The sequence below is a fragment of the Pontixanthobacter rizhaonensis genome, assembly GCF_012972675.1.
Classification (GTDB): Bacteria; Pseudomonadota; Alphaproteobacteria; order Sphingomonadales; family Sphingomonadaceae; genus Pontixanthobacter; species Pontixanthobacter rizhaonensis.
In genome coordinates, this window is sequence record NZ_JABCRE010000003.1 from 159927 (window position 1) to 172409 (window position 12483).

The following is a 12483-nucleotide window of genomic DNA, read 5'->3' on the forward strand; positions in this document are numbered from 1 at the left end:
CACAAATACCGAGGGGAATACTCATGGACTTAGGCATTCTTGTACCGCTTGCGCCCTTCATCATGGTGCTTGGCATCATCTGGTTGGTCAACAACCGGAAACTCGAAGAGAAGCGCATTTCCGCGACCGCCGAGGCTAGCAGCGAGAAAGCAGCGCAATATGCCAGTCAGGTTACGCAGCTGGAAGACCGGGTTGCCGTGCTTGAGCGTATTGTGACCGACCGCGGATACGATGTTGCGACCCAGATCGAAGCTCTGCGCGACACCCGCGAAGTCGAAGCCCAAGACAGCGGCACGCCGCTCAATATCAAAAGCGGGGAGCGCGCATAATGGATTGGGGCGGACCGGGATTTGTCATCCTTATCATCGCGCTCAGTACAGGCGGATGGCTGATCAATAACTGGATCAGAGCCAAGCACGGCTATGAGCTGGAAGACGAATGGGGCGGCAAAACCAAGCCGCGCGATACCGGCGAAATCAAAGAGCTGCGGGCTCAGAACGCGGAACTCGTCCAATTGCTGAAAGAGCAAGGCAAACGGATGGAAACGCTGGAGCGGATTGTGACCGATAAGGGTTACCGCTTGAATGAAGAGATAGAGGCACTGCGCGATCTGCCATCAACCAACACGGCAGATAACGGCGTACCGCTGAATATGAGCAAGAAGGAAAAAATCTAATGCAAGCCGAAACCATTATTCCGCATCTGCCGTGGATCATCGGTGCCGGTTTAGCGATCGGCGGAGCTGGCGTATTTGGCTGGATCCATACAACCCGCTTGAAGATTAAGCATGGCTACCCGCTCGAAGGAATGTGGGGCCAATCGCTGAAACCCAGCACCGATGGTCAAACCGCGCAGCGCGTGACGTTATTGACCCAGGAAAATGCGGAACTGCGGGCAGAGCTCGGTTCGATCAAGGACCGCTTGGCCAACGTAGAAAAAATCGTCACCGACAGCAGCTATTCCGTCAGCAATGAAATCGAACGCCTTCGCGATGAGCGCGGCACCGAAGCGGGTACACCGCTGACCCAGCGCCAAACAGAAGGGCACGCCTGATGCATCCGCTGACCATCATTTTCAGCTTCATTGTGATCGCATCGATCATTGTATTCGGCTTCACAGCTTTGATGCAGAAGCGCCAACTTGCCTATAAAGAACGCAAAGATGCTCTTGACCGCGAAGCCGCCATGAAAATGGAAGGTGATAGTGACGCCCAGCGCGAGGTTCTCGAACTGCGTGAGCGGATCAAGGTTCTGGAACGCATCGCAACCGATGCCAATTCGACGGAAAGCCTCGAACTCAAAGCGATTTCAGCGGAAATCGAGAAATTACGCGACAAGTAACCAGCAGCTGCCGACAGGCCCGCCGCAGGAGGGAGTATGACATGACCGAACAGATCATTATTTCCAGCGCCACAATCATTGGCATGACAATTGTCGCCTTGATCGCGTTGCGCGGCTGGCAAGGGTGGTTGGCCCTGAAGGAGCGCGAGCTTGACCGTGCACGCAATGCAGAGCCTGCGATGCAGGAAGGCTCCCCCCAGGGTGCAGCCCGGATCGAAATCGCTGACTTGAAAGAACGTATCAGAAAATTGGAAGCCATCGCCAGCGGGGTGGATTTGTAGGCGCGAGCCCCTACATGGGCCGCTATGCGCACACTTGATGACATTCGCGAAGAGTATGAGTTCCTTGAAGGCGACGAACGGTATCGCCTGCTCATAGAATTGGGCCGAGAGCTGGATGAAATGCCCGATGCGTTGAAAACCGACGCGACACTGGTTCGCGGATGTTCGGCCAGCGTATGGGTATATCCCACTGAAGACGGCGGCACCCTGCACTTTCTGGCAGACAGCAATGCCGCGATTACCAAAGGGATCGTCTCACTGGTTATCTCCGCTGTCCAAGATCAAAAGGCTGCCGATATTGCCGCGATGGATGTGCCCGCCGCGCTGGAGCCATTTGATCTGAAGAACCAACTCAGTTCCAACCGGACCCAAGGCATCCCCAATATGATTGCGCTGGTTCAAGAGCACGCAACGCGCATTGCGAGCGCGTAAACTATGCGGCCGATCTATCTTACGATCGGCATAATAGCGGTCATTTGCGGGGCGATTGGTGCGGTTTTGCCGCTGATGCCAACAGTGCCCTTCTTGATCCTTGCCGCGTTCTGCTTTGCCAAAAGCAATCCCGCGTGGGAGAAAAAGATACTCGACCATCCGCATTGGGGCCCGCAATTGATGGATTGGCGCGAACGCCGCGCGATTTCACGCCGGTCTAAAGTGATGGCAATCGGGGCGATGGCGGTTGGCGCAGTGTTCACCTATTTCACGCTGGGCCCGCCATGGGTCTATGTGTCGCTCGGCATCCTGACGATCAGCGGCAGCTGGATCGCGACTCGCAACGAATAGAATATGTTTCTCGGAACAACGGCATCGGCGCTTCATTGGTTGGGTATACCATGAACAAATACGTCTGAGACTTTATTATGATGTCCATTATTATTCTGATCGCCACGATTCTTCTGCCGCCGTTGGGCGTGGCTCTTAAACACGGGATTAGCCGTGACTTTGTCATTAATTTGATTCTGACCATTATCCTTTTCGTTCCCGGCTTGATCCACGGAATTTATGTGAATTACCTGAGATAGCCGCAGACTGTTGTTGCAACGCAGGCTTCCGGCCAAGGCGGATTGACGATCCTTGGACCGCGGCATTGGCAAGATGGCTTAAGCCCCGGCGCTATCGCGGACCACCGCAATACCAGCCTCGCGCTGCTGCTTTAGCTCGGCTTTCAACTTGGCCGGATCGCGCGCAAATACGAACCCAAAGCTGACCCCGCCTTCTTTGCCGATTGTTGCATGATGCAGCTTGTGTGCCTGCACCAGCCGCTTTGCATAGCCGCGCTTTGGCACATATTTCCAATAGCGTTGATGGACCAAACCATCATGCACCAAGGTGTAAATCAGCCCGTAAACCGTGATCCCGAAGGCCGTCCACCACAGGGCGGCCGAGTAATGATATCCGGCCAAGAACATGAAAAATACGATGGTGCCAAACACCACAGCAAACAGATCGTTCTTCTCGAACCGGTTGTCATGCGGCTCGTGATGGTCGCGGTGCCAGCCCCAGCCCCAGCCATGCATGATGTATTTATGCGCCCACCACGCGAACAGTTCCATTCCGACTACGGAAGCGACAATAATCCCGATAATCTCCAGCACACTCATGCCGAATGCCCCTTGTTCAAAGCCTTGCGCCGTTCTTTCGGCAATCCCCACCAAGGCGTATCTGGCCGGCAGTGATGTTCGTGATGATACCCGAAATGGAAACAGCTCAACAGGCTGGCCAGCGAACCAAAACCTTCGCTGCGGGCATTATGCCGGTCGGGAAATTCAGAACCATTGTGATGATGCGGACGATATGTTCCGAAGTAGAAAAGCTGCACCGATGACGCAATGGCAGGCGCCCCATAAAGCAGCACGATTTTCGTGACGGGCACATCCAGAACCAGCCAGTATATCGTCACCACGCTGGATACTAACAGGATGGAACTCAGCCCAAAATACCGCCTCAGAAACGTCTGATACCACGGCCAAAAAGCGGTGGGATTGTTCTCGTCAAAATCCGGATCACCTGCCTTTCCGGCCAATTTATGGTGATCGAAATGTGCATCGCGCATTTTCCGCCAAGAAAACCCCGCATAAATGAATAACAAGCTTGCGCCGATGGCAGAATTGGTCCGCTTTGCCCCAGGGATCAATGAGCCGTGCATGGCATCATGGCTGATGATGAACAGCCCAACAGACAACCAGCATTGCACCACTGCCATTACCACAGCCACAGGCAAGCTGACCCATGTGAGATCGAAGGCAAACATCGCAAACAGATGAATTGCCAGCCACGCACCAACAATCGCTACGGCCAGCGTCAGACCAATTGCTGCCTGCATGATCCGTGAAGAGCCAGAGAATGCGCGTGTCGCCATCACTCAGCTATAATACAGATCGGCGCAGCTGCAACGCAAACTGAGTTGCGTTCTTTGCCATCATCCGTGCCAATCGCTGAATATACGATCCAATCAGAGCCGGATATCAACGCTCTTTCGGGAAGAAAATTTTGGCAATTTCCTCTCCTATGCGCGCCGGGCGCAGCGTTTCTGCATCAATGCAGCACCAGCTCGACTGGATTTCAGCGAGCACTTCTTCACCCCGCAATACAACCGTGTGGTAGAATGCTCTTGCGCCTTTCGTGCTTTCCAAAACTGTCCGCGCCATCACATCATCATTCAGAAATGCCGGTTTGCGATAGGTAATCTCGTGCTTGAGCGCGACCCAAGCCCGGCTGGCTACGGCATCTGCCGGGGCAATATTGCGCCAGTGGGACAAGACCGCGTCCTGCACCCAGCCCAAATAGCGGGCATTATTGACGTGCCCCATAAAATCGATGTCGCTGGGGACGATGGTGATCGGGAAAGTGTATGGCGCTGCTGACATGGATGTTAATTACGCACACAAAGCTTTCTATACCATGACACAAATTTGATAAGCCGCAGATCACTTGCCACTGTTGCCAATTGGCCGCTAATCCTGCCGGTATGACAAGCAAACCAAGCACTTTATACGAGAAAATCTGGGACGCCCATGTGGTGGAGACCCGGGATGATGGCACCAGCTTGATTTTCATTGATCGCCACTTGGTTCATGAAGTCACCAGCCCGCAGGCATTTGAGGCATTACGGCTTGCCGGCCGACCTGTGCGCCGCCCCGATCTGACGCTGGCAGTGCCGGATCACAATTTGCCGACCACACCGCGGCTCAACCCGGACGGCACGCGCATTCCCATCGCAGACCCGCAAAGCGCGGCACAATTGGAGGCGCTTGAAAATAACGCACCAGCATTCGGTATCCGCTACATCGATGCATCGGCTGCGGAACAGGGCATCGTCCATGTTGTCGGGCCGGAGCAGGGTTTCTCCCTGCCTGGTTCAACGATCGTCTGCGGCGATTCCCACACAGCAGCGCATGGCGGTGTTGGCGCGCTCGCATTCGGGATTGGCACTAGCGAAGTAGAACACGTTCTCGCCACACAGACATTGCTGCTCAAACGATCGAAAACGATGGAGGTCCGCGTTACCGGAACCTTGGGGCCGGGCGTTACATCCAAGGATCTGATTCTGCACATTGTCGGGGTTGTTGGCACTGCAGGCGGAACCGGCCATGTGATCGAATATCGCGGCGAAGTGTTCGAGAATATGAGCGTTGAGAGCCGCCTGACTGTGTGCAATATGTCGATCGAGGCTGGCGCACGAGCGGGTTTGATCGCACCGGACGAAACGACTTTCGCTTATCTGAAAGGGCGCCCTCTTTCACCGAGCGGTGAAAATTGGGACAAGGCCGTTGCATGGTGGAAAACCCTGCAAACCGATGACGGTGCCGTGTTCGACAAGACCGTCCATATTGACGCGGCCGATGTCGAACCAACGATCACTTGGGGAACCAGCCCGGAAGACACCGCCCCTATCGGCGGCAATGTGCCCGACCCCGCCAGTTTCGCGGACCCGACAAAGCAGGAAGCCGCTGCCAAGAGCCTGGAATATATGGGCTTGGCACCGGGCCAGAAACTGTCAGAAGTTGAAGTGCAAAACATCTTCATCGGCAGCTGCACCAACAGCCGAATAGAAGATTTGCGTGCGGCGGCAGAGGTTTTGCGTGGCCGCAAAAAGGCCGCCAATGTGAAATGGGCCATCGTCGTCCCCGGATCGGGTCTGGTAAAGATGCAGGCGGAAGAAGAAGGGCTAGATATCGTCTTCAAAGATGCCGGTCTGGAATGGCGCGAACCGGGCTGCTCCGCCTGTCTGGGTATGAACCCCGATAAAGTCCCGCCGGGTGAACGCTGTGCTTCCACCAGCAACCGCAATTTCGTTGGCCGCCAAGGCCCCGGGGCTCGCACGCATTTGATGAGCCCGGCAATGGCAGCGGCAGCTACAGTTACTGGCCGCCTGACAGATGTTCGCGAATTGGTGAAATAGACCAATTACCCTTGCTACTCCGTCGAACCGGGACCATTAAAAGTCTATGACAAAGAAACTCCCCGAAACGCTTGGCGGCAAAGCCGCCGTTGCTGGCGCAGCCATAGGGTCTGCGGCCATTGCTGCCGCCCTGCTCTACGCATCCAACCGTAAGAAAAAGAAGTCCGCAGAACCGCAAGTTCCCAGCGGCGAACCACCGGAAACCGACTAATGGACGCTGTCAGCACTGTTCAAGGGCGCGCGATCCCATTTGGCGCGAAGAACGTTGATACAGATGTGATCATTCCTGCAGCATGGCTGAAGACAATCAGCCGTGAGGGTCTGGGCAAAGGCGCGTTTGAAACGATCAGGTCAAATCCCGATAATATCTTTGACAGCGCAGAATTCTCCGGCGCTCCGATCCTGATTGCGGGTGACAATTTCGGCTGCGGATCAAGCCGTGAACACGCTGCTTGGGCGCTGCTCGATCTGGGGATTAAGGCGGTCATCGCGCCGAGTTTCTCAGACATTTTTGCCGGTAATGCGTTTAAGAACGGTATCGTCACTGTCGAATTACCGCAGGAACAGATTGATCGGTTGATGGAAGTTGCGGCGACCGATCCGGTAACAATCGATTTGGAAAACCAAACCGTCACCACCCCGTTTCAGGACCGTTTCACATTTGAAATGGACCCGTTTCGCAAACGCTGCCTGAGCGAAGGCCTTGACGAAGTAGGGCTGACACTCACACGCGATCAATCGATCACAGAATATGAGAAGCGACAGGCAGACACTTTGCCTTGGCTCGCACAGGGAACAGGAAAAGCCGCATGAGAGCACTACTTTCAAAAGAAGTTGGCGGGCCGGAAACGCTCGTGGTTGAAGACATTGCCGAGCCTAGCCCCGGCGCTGGCGAGGTTTTGATTAAAGTTGCAGCCTGCGCGATCAATTTTCCCGACACACTGATCATCCGGGATCTGTACCAGTTCAAACCCCCGCGCCCGTTCTCTCCGGGTGGCGAGATTTCCGGCACAATCGAAGCGCTGGGTGAAGGTGTGGAAGGCTGGAAAGTCGGCGACAAGATCCTTGCTGGCGTCGGCAGCGGCGGACTGCGTGAAAAAATTGTGGCCCCGGCAGCATCTTTGTTCCGCGTGCCCAATTTTGTGGAACTCCCCCAAGCCTCCGCCCTGTTGATGACATACGGCACCACCATCCACGGTCTGAAAGATCGCGGCGACATCAAAGCCGGTGATACGATGCTGGTGCTGGGTGCGGCTGGCGGCGTTGGGCTGTCTGCGGTTGAATTGGGCAAAGCCTATGGCGCGCGCGTTGTCGCCGCTGTTTCCAGCGAAGAAAAGGGCGAAGTCGCCCGTAAAGCCGGTGCTGACGAAGTTGTTGTCTACCCACGGGCTCCATTTGACAAAGATACGTCCAAAGCGCTGGCGAAAGCGTTCAAGGACGCGGTCGGCCCCAATGGTGCGGACATTGTCTATGATATCGTCGGCGGTGATTATTCCGAACCGGCATTACGCGCGATTGCATGGGAAGGCCGTTTTCTGGTAATTGGCTTCCCGGCCGGGATCGCCAAGATGCCGCTCAACCTTACCCTGCTCAAAAGTTGTGACATTCGCGGTGTTTTCTGGGGCGCGTTTACTGCGCGCGAACCCCGCAAGAATGAAGGCAACATTGCCGAGCTGTTCCGCCTTTGGAAAGAAGGCAAGATCAATCCGTTGATCAGTGAAACCTACCCATTGGAACGCGCGCATGAAGCGATCACCAAACTGGAATCACGCGGGGCAATCGGCAAGCTGGTTGTCACAATGGACAGCTAAGGGCAGAACCAAGGTCGTAAAATCGCGGCCGCGTTCCTATCTTCAAAGCACACTCCTAATATGAGGTACTCATGACCGACTTTTCCGACCGCCAAAAAGGCGAAGAAGCCAAATATGCTTTCGATGAAGAGAATGCGTTCAAAATCGCTGCACGGCGTAACCGTTTGCTCGGCCATTGGGCTGCCGAGAAGATGAGCCTGACAGCAGAAGAAACCGATGCTTATGCGAAAGCTGTCATGCAAGCCGATTTCGAGGAAGCGGGCGACGAAGACGTGATACGCAAACTGCATGGTGATCTGATTGCCGCTGGCGTTGAAATCGACGAAGCCGGCGTTCGCGTGGCGCTCGAAGAACAAACCATCGAAGCCCGCCGCCAGTTGATGAGCGAGTCCTAAGCCATGCCAATGTCTGGCCCCGAAATCGAAAGCATGATCCAAAGCGCCATTCCCGGTGCGGTCGTTGAAATGACCGATCTGGCGGGTGACAATGATCACTGGGCTGCCAAAGTGACGGCCCCTGAATTTGCAGGAAAAAGCCGGGTCCAGCAGCACAAAATGGTCTATGAAGCGCTGGGCGGCAAAATGGGTGGCGTTCTGCACGCCTTGCAACTCACCACCGCAGTGCCCACTTCCTGATCAGTTAAGAAATTACCGGAACCGTTCCTATGTCTGATGCAAATGCCCGTATTTCCGAAGTCGTCACCGGCAACGATGTTGTCCTGTTTATGAAGGGCACGCCGCTCTTCCCGCAATGCGGGTTTTCCAGCCGGGCGGTTTCCATCCTTGATCATTGCGGTGTCGCATATGAAAGCGTTGATGTTTTGCAGGATATGGAAATCCGCCAGGGCATCAAAGCGTATTCCGATTGGCCAACCATTCCGCAGCTTTACGTCAAAGGGGAATTCCTGGGCGGTAGCGACATCATGATGGAAATGTTTGAAGCGGGTGAATTGAAGCAGCTTATGGAAGACAAAAACGTCGCCAAAGCTGAATAAACAAACCAGTAATGTGGAAACAAGAAACCCGCCCTTCGATAAGAAGGGCGGGTTTTTCGTATTACGGGGAGGCGGGGCCGGAAGACCAGGAGGCCCTGCCTTCAGTCAAAGACTAATAAGACATGTTACACTATGCAGACGGCGTGCCAGTTTTGGAGAGCCCAGCATTTTCAGGCATTACGATGGTTAATGGCCCTTAGCGGGTATTTCCTGATGTAAACAATTCCGACACGGCGGTGCCTTGGCAATGTCATCAGGGTGCGGCACAGATGATATGATGAACCCTATATCTGATAATCAGTCGCCGGACGGTATCCCCGCAGCCACCATTGTGATCTTCCGCCATGCGAAAAATGGCGGCCCGCCCGAGCTCCTTATGGTCACGCGGTCCCGGTCGATGTCATTCGCGGGCGGCGCTGCTGTTTTCCCGGGTGGCCGCGTGGATCAGGCCGATTTCGATCTGGCGGCTCAGCTGGAAAGCGACCTGCCGGTAGATGAGGCCGCGCATAGAGTGGCAGCAATCCGCGAAACGCTGGAAGAAACCGGTCTGGCGATTGGAATTAAAGGGACGGTCAATGCAGACCGTGCCCGTCAAGCCCGCAAGCTGCTCCTTGAGAATCCCGCCATTGCCCCCGTTTTGGAGGCGATGGATTGGACGCTCGACTTAAACGCAGTACTTCCCTTTTCCCGCTGGTTTCCCAAGAATGAGAAGCTGACCAGAGTGTTCGACACGCGGTTCTACTTGGCCGATGTCGGTACAGGCGCAGTCGATATCGAAGTGGATGCGACAGAAAACAGCAAACTGTACTGGATTACCGCCCAAGGCGCCCTCGACGCAGCAGATACTGGCGATCTGACGATTATCTACCCCACCCGCCGCAATCTGGAGCGCCTTGCCCAGTTTGATGATTTTGCCGCCGCTGAAAAAGATTGCGCCACCTATCCGGCAGATATCATCTGCCCGTTCCTGACGGAGCGCGACGGCGAGCAATGGCTCTGCATCCCGGACAATCTCGGTTATCCAATCGATGGGGAACCTATCGACGGGGCGATGCGCGGGAATTGAGAATGGCGTGCCCAACGAGCGCACGCTCAAGCCATTTCAAGCAAGGGCGTGACTATTTGAACGAAGTGAGAATGGCGCGCCCAACGAGCGCAAGCTCGAGCCATTTCAAGCAAGGGCGTGACTATTTGAACGAAGTGAAAATGGCGCGCCCGGCAGGACTCGAACCTGCTGCCTCAAGATTAGAAGTCTCGCGCTCTATCCAGATGAGCTACGGGCGCGCGCCGTCAGGGCGCATAGCGTGCTTTTCGCGTAGAGCAAATGCGGTTAAGGCACTTCGTTGATGAGCAGTACCGAAAATACCAGCCCCAACGGGACCGCCGGCGGGATTGAACGCGGCACTGCGGACGGCAGAAACTTCCGCTATTATGACTTGGTGATGGCCGCATTCGTCGCGATCTTGCTGCTTTCAAATCTGATCGGCGCATCAAAGCCATCTTACATCACTTTGCCCAGCGGGGCTGAATGGTCTTTTGGCGCAGGGGTATTGTTCTTCCCGATCAGCTACATCATCGGCGACGTTTTGACCGAAGTATATGGCTACGCGAAAGCCCGCCGCGTCATCTGGACCGGTTTTGCAGCGCTGCTGTTTATGGCGTTTATGGCCTGGGTGGTGGTATCCCTGCCCGCCGCACAAGGATGGCCGGGGCAAGAAGCCTACGAATTTGTCTTCGGCAATAGCTGGCGCATTGTTTTGGCGTCGATGGTGGCATTCTGGGTCGGGGAATTTGCCAACAGCCTGGTGATGGCCAAAATGAAAGTCTGGACCGAAGGGCGATTTCTGTGGGCCCGCACCATAGGTTCTACCGTGGTGGGGCAAGGCTTTGACAGCCTGATTTTCTATCCCTTGGCTTTTTACGGCCTGGCAGGTTGGCCGCCTGAGTTAATCGGTCAATTGATTGTATCACAATGGTTGATCAAGACCGCTTGGGAAGCCTTGCTAACACCCGTGACTTATGTGGTGATCGGCAAACTCAAAAAAGCCGAAGGTGTCGATGTTTTTGATACATCAACCAACTTCTCGCCCTTCGCCAAAAGCTAGCCAGACTATTCAGTGCCGGGGTGATCCGAAATCGCGACCTTGGCTTCCAACCCCAATCGGCTTGCCAATAAGGCCAAGTCTTTCTCATTCGGCAAGCCGAACAGGTCCGAATGAGACGCGTCGATCGACAGGATCAGTTGATCGCCCTCGATCTGCAATTTGCTCAATTGGTACAATTTGGTCGAACGCCCGCCCAACCGGCGGCACAGTCTGATGGCCAGCCCCCAACAGATGGCCTCTTCCAATTGTTCTTTCGATGCCAAATCATACAAAGCAGCAGGTAGATCGAGCTGATTGCCATTGCCGCACACAGTCGCCGCCATCATCGCCCTGCCCGCCGGATCCAAATCAATCCACCGTTTATGGAGCGACCAATCCACCGCAAGGTCGACACGCAAATTCGGCTCAATCTGCATTGCCGCAAGACACAACAACGTCGCGCCCTCCCGAATGCGCTCTCTGCCCGGTTCGCGCTCTCCCAATGTGCTGGCCGGCAAAGCTCGCGCAGTCCAACCGGCAATCCGTGCAGCCAGCAAGGGCGGAGTTCCCCTGAGTGATGCAAATTCCCCGACACCAGCCAGCAGCGGGTCTTGTGCGCGGGCATAAGTCTCAAGATCGTCAAACAGCAGACCTTCACGAAGGCCCCAGGATGAAAAAACAATCTGGTCGGGCCGCAGTTTCTTAAGCACGGCCGACAACAGAGCCCCGGCATCGGGCAGGCTGGCGGCACGCATTGAAGAAATACGCGGGATTGCGCGCAGCACCTCTGGATCCGCTGACGCGATGGCTTTGGCCAGCACCTTCGCCTCGCCGTAATCCAGCGTGAAACCGTGCGGATCGGTGAGAACATGATTGCGTTCCAGCATCGCATAGACAGCCATGGCCCGCCATGTTCCGCCAACCAGATACAAGGTGCCGCTGGCATCATCTGCCCAATCCGCCTTGGCCAATACCGGTCGCAAATTCGCTTTGGTTTCAGCGAAACTGTCGCCCGAATATTCGGGCAAACGCAATGTGCCCAGCGGCAAGGTAATCCCCTTACCAGTAGTCCCTTCAGACAGCTCGATAAGCTCCAAACTGCCGCCGCCCAAATCCGCGACTATCCCTTCGGCCGCCGGGAATGCGCCCAACACGCCCATCGCGCTAATCCGTGCCTCTTCGCGCCCGGACAGCAGTTTCGGCGCAAAACCCAAGGCCCGGACTTGATCGAGAAATTCTTCACCATTCGCCGCATCCCGCGCGGCGGCGGTGGCCACAACATCCACCTTGTCAATTTTGAGATCGGCCAGCAGCAACGCATATCGCCTTAGCCCGCGCATCGCGAGCTCTATGGCTTCATCGGCCAAGCGCCCGGTCTCGGCGATCTCGCGCCCCAAACGCGCGACGACTTTTTCATTGAACAGCACAACCGGCGCACGCGGAGCCCCGCCGTAAACAACAAGCCGGACCGTGTTCGAGCCGATATCGATGATCGCACGTTCAACACGATTGCCCGAAAAAGACCCCTGCCGGTCCGCCGTGCGCGCGCGTGCTACCATGCGCTGCCGGGC

The 12483-nt window shown here is 55.6% G+C and carries 21 protein-coding genes and 1 tRNA gene; 17 read left to right on the top strand and 5 right to left on the bottom strand.

The window, feature by feature from the left end; translation table 11 throughout:
• The first annotated feature begins 23 nt into the window (after positions 1-23).
• The 8 genes from HKD42_RS08445 to HKD42_RS08480 all read left to right on the top strand — a co-directional run bounded on the left by HKD42_RS08445 (position 24) and on the right by HKD42_RS08480 (position 2643).
• The gene (locus HKD42_RS08445; RefSeq protein ID WP_170012437.1) at positions 24-329 is read left to right on the top strand and encodes a hypothetical protein; all 306 of its coding nucleotides are present in this window, start codon (positions 24-26) and stop codon (positions 327-329) included.
• On the top strand, positions 329-676 hold the full coding sequence (locus tag HKD42_RS08450) for a hypothetical protein (protein WP_170012439.1): 348 nt from the start codon (positions 329-331) through the stop codon (positions 674-676). Before HKD42_RS08445 ends, HKD42_RS08450 begins: the two co-directional genes overlap by 1 nt.
• A complete protein-coding gene (locus tag HKD42_RS08455) occupies positions 676-1053 on the top strand; it encodes a hypothetical protein (protein ID WP_170012441.1) in 378 nt (125 codons plus the stop codon). The genes HKD42_RS08450 and HKD42_RS08455 overlap by 1 nt, the downstream gene beginning before the upstream one ends.
• The gene (locus tag HKD42_RS08460) at positions 1053-1340 is read left to right on the top strand and encodes a hypothetical protein (RefSeq protein ID WP_170012443.1); all 288 of its coding nucleotides are present in this window, start codon (positions 1053-1055) and stop codon (positions 1338-1340) included. The genes HKD42_RS08455 and HKD42_RS08460 overlap by 1 nt, the downstream gene beginning before the upstream one ends.
• Positions 1341-1381: 41 nt before the next feature.
• Complete coding sequence (locus HKD42_RS08465) at positions 1382-1621, top strand: hypothetical protein (RefSeq protein ID WP_170012445.1); 240 nt, start codon at positions 1382-1384, stop codon at positions 1619-1621.
• Positions 1622-1645: 24 nt separating this feature from the next.
• Positions 1646-2053: a SufE family protein gene (locus HKD42_RS08470; RefSeq protein WP_170012447.1), complete on the top strand. Its 408-nt coding sequence runs from the start codon at positions 1646-1648 to the stop codon at positions 2051-2053.
• A 3-nt stretch (positions 2054-2056) separates the two neighbouring features.
• Complete coding sequence (locus HKD42_RS08475; protein WP_170012449.1) at positions 2057-2404, top strand: YbaN family protein; 348 nt, start codon at positions 2057-2059, stop codon at positions 2402-2404.
• 80 nt (positions 2405-2484) lie between these two features.
• Entirely contained in the window at positions 2485-2643 is a 159-nt protein-coding gene (locus tag HKD42_RS08480; protein WP_170013961.1) for a YqaE/Pmp3 family membrane protein, read from the top strand.
• A 78-nt stretch (positions 2644-2721) separates the two neighbouring features.
• On the opposite strand, the gene HKD42_RS08485 is transcribed toward HKD42_RS08480, so the two are convergent.
• From HKD42_RS08485 to HKD42_RS08495, 3 genes are all read right to left on the bottom strand, one after another.
• On the bottom strand, positions 2722-3222 hold the full coding sequence (locus tag HKD42_RS08485; RefSeq protein WP_170012451.1) for a sterol desaturase family protein: 501 nt from the start codon (positions 3220-3222) through the stop codon (positions 2722-2724).
• The gene (locus HKD42_RS08490) at positions 3219-3980 is read right to left on the bottom strand and encodes a fatty acid desaturase (RefSeq protein WP_170012453.1); all 762 of its coding nucleotides are present in this window, start codon (positions 3978-3980) and stop codon (positions 3219-3221) included. The genes HKD42_RS08485 and HKD42_RS08490 overlap by 4 nt, the downstream gene beginning before the upstream one ends.
• Before the next feature lie 106 nt (positions 3981-4086).
• Positions 4087-4488, bottom strand: coding sequence for an acyl-CoA thioesterase (locus HKD42_RS08495; protein ID WP_170012455.1), 402 nt, complete (start codon positions 4486-4488; stop codon positions 4087-4089).
• A gap of 101 nt (positions 4489-4589) precedes the next feature.
• Between HKD42_RS08495 and leuC the strand changes: the two genes are divergently transcribed.
• The 8 genes from leuC (at position 4590) to HKD42_RS08535 (ending at position 9894) form a co-directional block, all read left to right on the top strand.
• On the top strand, positions 4590-6023 hold the full coding sequence (leuC, locus tag HKD42_RS08500) for a 3-isopropylmalate dehydratase large subunit (RefSeq protein WP_170012457.1): 1434 nt from the start codon (positions 4590-4592) through the stop codon (positions 6021-6023).
• Between the two features lie 46 nt (positions 6024-6069).
• On the top strand, positions 6070-6234 hold the full coding sequence (locus HKD42_RS08505; protein ID WP_170012459.1) for an isopropylmalate isomerase: 165 nt from the start codon (positions 6070-6072) through the stop codon (positions 6232-6234).
• Positions 6234-6836 (top strand): 3-isopropylmalate dehydratase small subunit, encoded by a 603-nt coding sequence (leuD, locus tag HKD42_RS08510; RefSeq protein WP_170012461.1) that lies wholly within the window; start codon positions 6234-6236, stop codon positions 6834-6836. Before HKD42_RS08505 ends, leuD begins: the two co-directional genes overlap by 1 nt.
• On the top strand, positions 6833-7834 hold the full coding sequence (locus HKD42_RS08515) for an NADPH:quinone oxidoreductase family protein (protein WP_170012463.1): 1002 nt from the start codon (positions 6833-6835) through the stop codon (positions 7832-7834). Before leuD ends, HKD42_RS08515 begins: the two co-directional genes overlap by 4 nt.
• A 71-nt stretch (positions 7835-7905) precedes the next feature.
• Positions 7906-8229 (top strand): DUF1476 domain-containing protein, encoded by a 324-nt coding sequence (locus HKD42_RS08520; RefSeq protein ID WP_170012465.1) that lies wholly within the window; start codon positions 7906-7908, stop codon positions 8227-8229.
• A gap of 3 nt (positions 8230-8232) precedes the next feature.
• Positions 8233-8469, top strand: coding sequence for a BolA/IbaG family iron-sulfur metabolism protein (locus tag HKD42_RS08525; protein WP_170012467.1), 237 nt, complete (start codon positions 8233-8235; stop codon positions 8467-8469).
• A 29-nt stretch (positions 8470-8498) separates the two neighbouring features.
• Positions 8499-8828 (top strand): Grx4 family monothiol glutaredoxin, encoded by a 330-nt coding sequence (gene grxD / locus HKD42_RS08530; RefSeq protein WP_170012469.1) that lies wholly within the window; start codon positions 8499-8501, stop codon positions 8826-8828.
• Between the two features lie 274 nt (positions 8829-9102).
• Positions 9103-9894 carry an NUDIX hydrolase gene (locus tag HKD42_RS08535; protein WP_246236929.1) on the top strand — a complete coding sequence of 264 codons (792 nt, stop codon included), beginning with the start codon at positions 9103-9105 and terminating at the stop codon, positions 9892-9894.
• A gap of 141 nt (positions 9895-10035) precedes the next feature.
• On the opposite strand, the gene HKD42_RS08540 is transcribed toward HKD42_RS08535, so the two are convergent.
• A tRNA-Arg gene (locus tag HKD42_RS08540) sits at positions 10036-10112 on the bottom strand.
• Positions 10113-10174: 62 nt separating this feature from the next.
• Here HKD42_RS08540 and HKD42_RS08545 point away from each other — a divergent pair.
• Positions 10175-10933, top strand: coding sequence for a queuosine precursor transporter (locus tag HKD42_RS08545; protein ID WP_170012471.1), 759 nt, complete (start codon positions 10175-10177; stop codon positions 10931-10933).
• Positions 10934-10938: 5 nt separating this feature from the next.
• Here HKD42_RS08545 and HKD42_RS08550 read toward each other — a convergent pair whose 3' ends face one another.
• Positions 10939-12471, bottom strand: coding sequence for a Ppx/GppA family phosphatase (locus HKD42_RS08550; protein ID WP_170012473.1), 1533 nt, complete (start codon positions 12469-12471; stop codon positions 10939-10941).
• Positions 12472-12483: the final 12 nt, after the last annotated feature.

Bases quoted from the DNA above. Each gene is read 5' to 3' on its own strand.
- HKD42_RS08480 (WP_170013961.1), top strand. From the start codon at position 2,485: ATGTCCATTATTATTCTGATCGCCACGATTCTTCTGCCGCCGTTGGGC.
- HKD42_RS08455 (WP_170012441.1), top strand. From the start codon at position 676: ATGCAAGCCGAAACCATTATTCCGCATCTGCCGTGGATCATCGGTGCC.
- HKD42_RS08460 (WP_170012443.1), top strand. From the start codon at position 1,053: ATGCATCCGCTGACCATCATTTTCAGCTTCATTGTGATCGCATCGATC.
- HKD42_RS08535 (WP_246236929.1), top strand. From the start codon at position 9,103: ATGATGAACCCTATATCTGATAATCAGTCGCCGGACGGTATCCCCGCA.
- HKD42_RS08470 (WP_170012447.1), top strand. From the start codon at position 1,646: ATGCGCACACTTGATGACATTCGCGAAGAGTATGAGTTCCTTGAAGGC.
- HKD42_RS08505 (WP_170012459.1), top strand. From the start codon at position 6,070: ATGACAAAGAAACTCCCCGAAACGCTTGGCGGCAAAGCCGCCGTTGCT.
- HKD42_RS08465 (WP_170012445.1), top strand. From the start codon at position 1,382: ATGACCGAACAGATCATTATTTCCAGCGCCACAATCATTGGCATGACA.
- HKD42_RS08445 (WP_170012437.1), top strand. From the start codon at position 24: ATGGACTTAGGCATTCTTGTACCGCTTGCGCCCTTCATCATGGTGCTT.
- HKD42_RS08490 (WP_170012453.1), bottom strand. From the start codon at position 3,980: ATGGCGACACGCGCATTCTCTGGCTCTTCACGGATCATGCAGGCAGCA.
- HKD42_RS08485 (WP_170012451.1), bottom strand. From the start codon at position 3,222: ATGAGTGTGCTGGAGATTATCGGGATTATTGTCGCTTCCGTAGTCGGA.
- HKD42_RS08495 (WP_170012455.1), bottom strand. From the start codon at position 4,488: ATGTCAGCAGCGCCATACACTTTCCCGATCACCATCGTCCCCAGCGAC.
- leuC (WP_170012457.1), top strand. From the start codon at position 4,590: ATGACAAGCAAACCAAGCACTTTATACGAGAAAATCTGGGACGCCCAT.
- HKD42_RS08550 (WP_170012473.1), bottom strand. From the start codon at position 12,471: ATGGTAGCACGCGCGCGCACGGCGGACCGGCAGGGGTCTTTTTCGGGC.
- HKD42_RS08545 (WP_170012471.1), top strand. From the start codon at position 10,175: ATGAGCAGTACCGAAAATACCAGCCCCAACGGGACCGCCGGCGGGATT.
- leuD (WP_170012461.1), top strand. From the start codon at position 6,234: ATGGACGCTGTCAGCACTGTTCAAGGGCGCGCGATCCCATTTGGCGCG.
- grxD (WP_170012469.1), top strand. From the start codon at position 8,499: ATGTCTGATGCAAATGCCCGTATTTCCGAAGTCGTCACCGGCAACGAT.
- HKD42_RS08450 (WP_170012439.1), top strand. From the start codon at position 329: ATGGATTGGGGCGGACCGGGATTTGTCATCCTTATCATCGCGCTCAGT.
- HKD42_RS08515 (WP_170012463.1), top strand. From the start codon at position 6,833: ATGAGAGCACTACTTTCAAAAGAAGTTGGCGGGCCGGAAACGCTCGTG.
- HKD42_RS08525 (WP_170012467.1), top strand. From the start codon at position 8,233: ATGCCAATGTCTGGCCCCGAAATCGAAAGCATGATCCAAAGCGCCATT.
- HKD42_RS08520 (WP_170012465.1), top strand. From the start codon at position 7,906: ATGACCGACTTTTCCGACCGCCAAAAAGGCGAAGAAGCCAAATATGCT.
- HKD42_RS08475 (WP_170012449.1), top strand. From the start codon at position 2,057: ATGCGGCCGATCTATCTTACGATCGGCATAATAGCGGTCATTTGCGGG.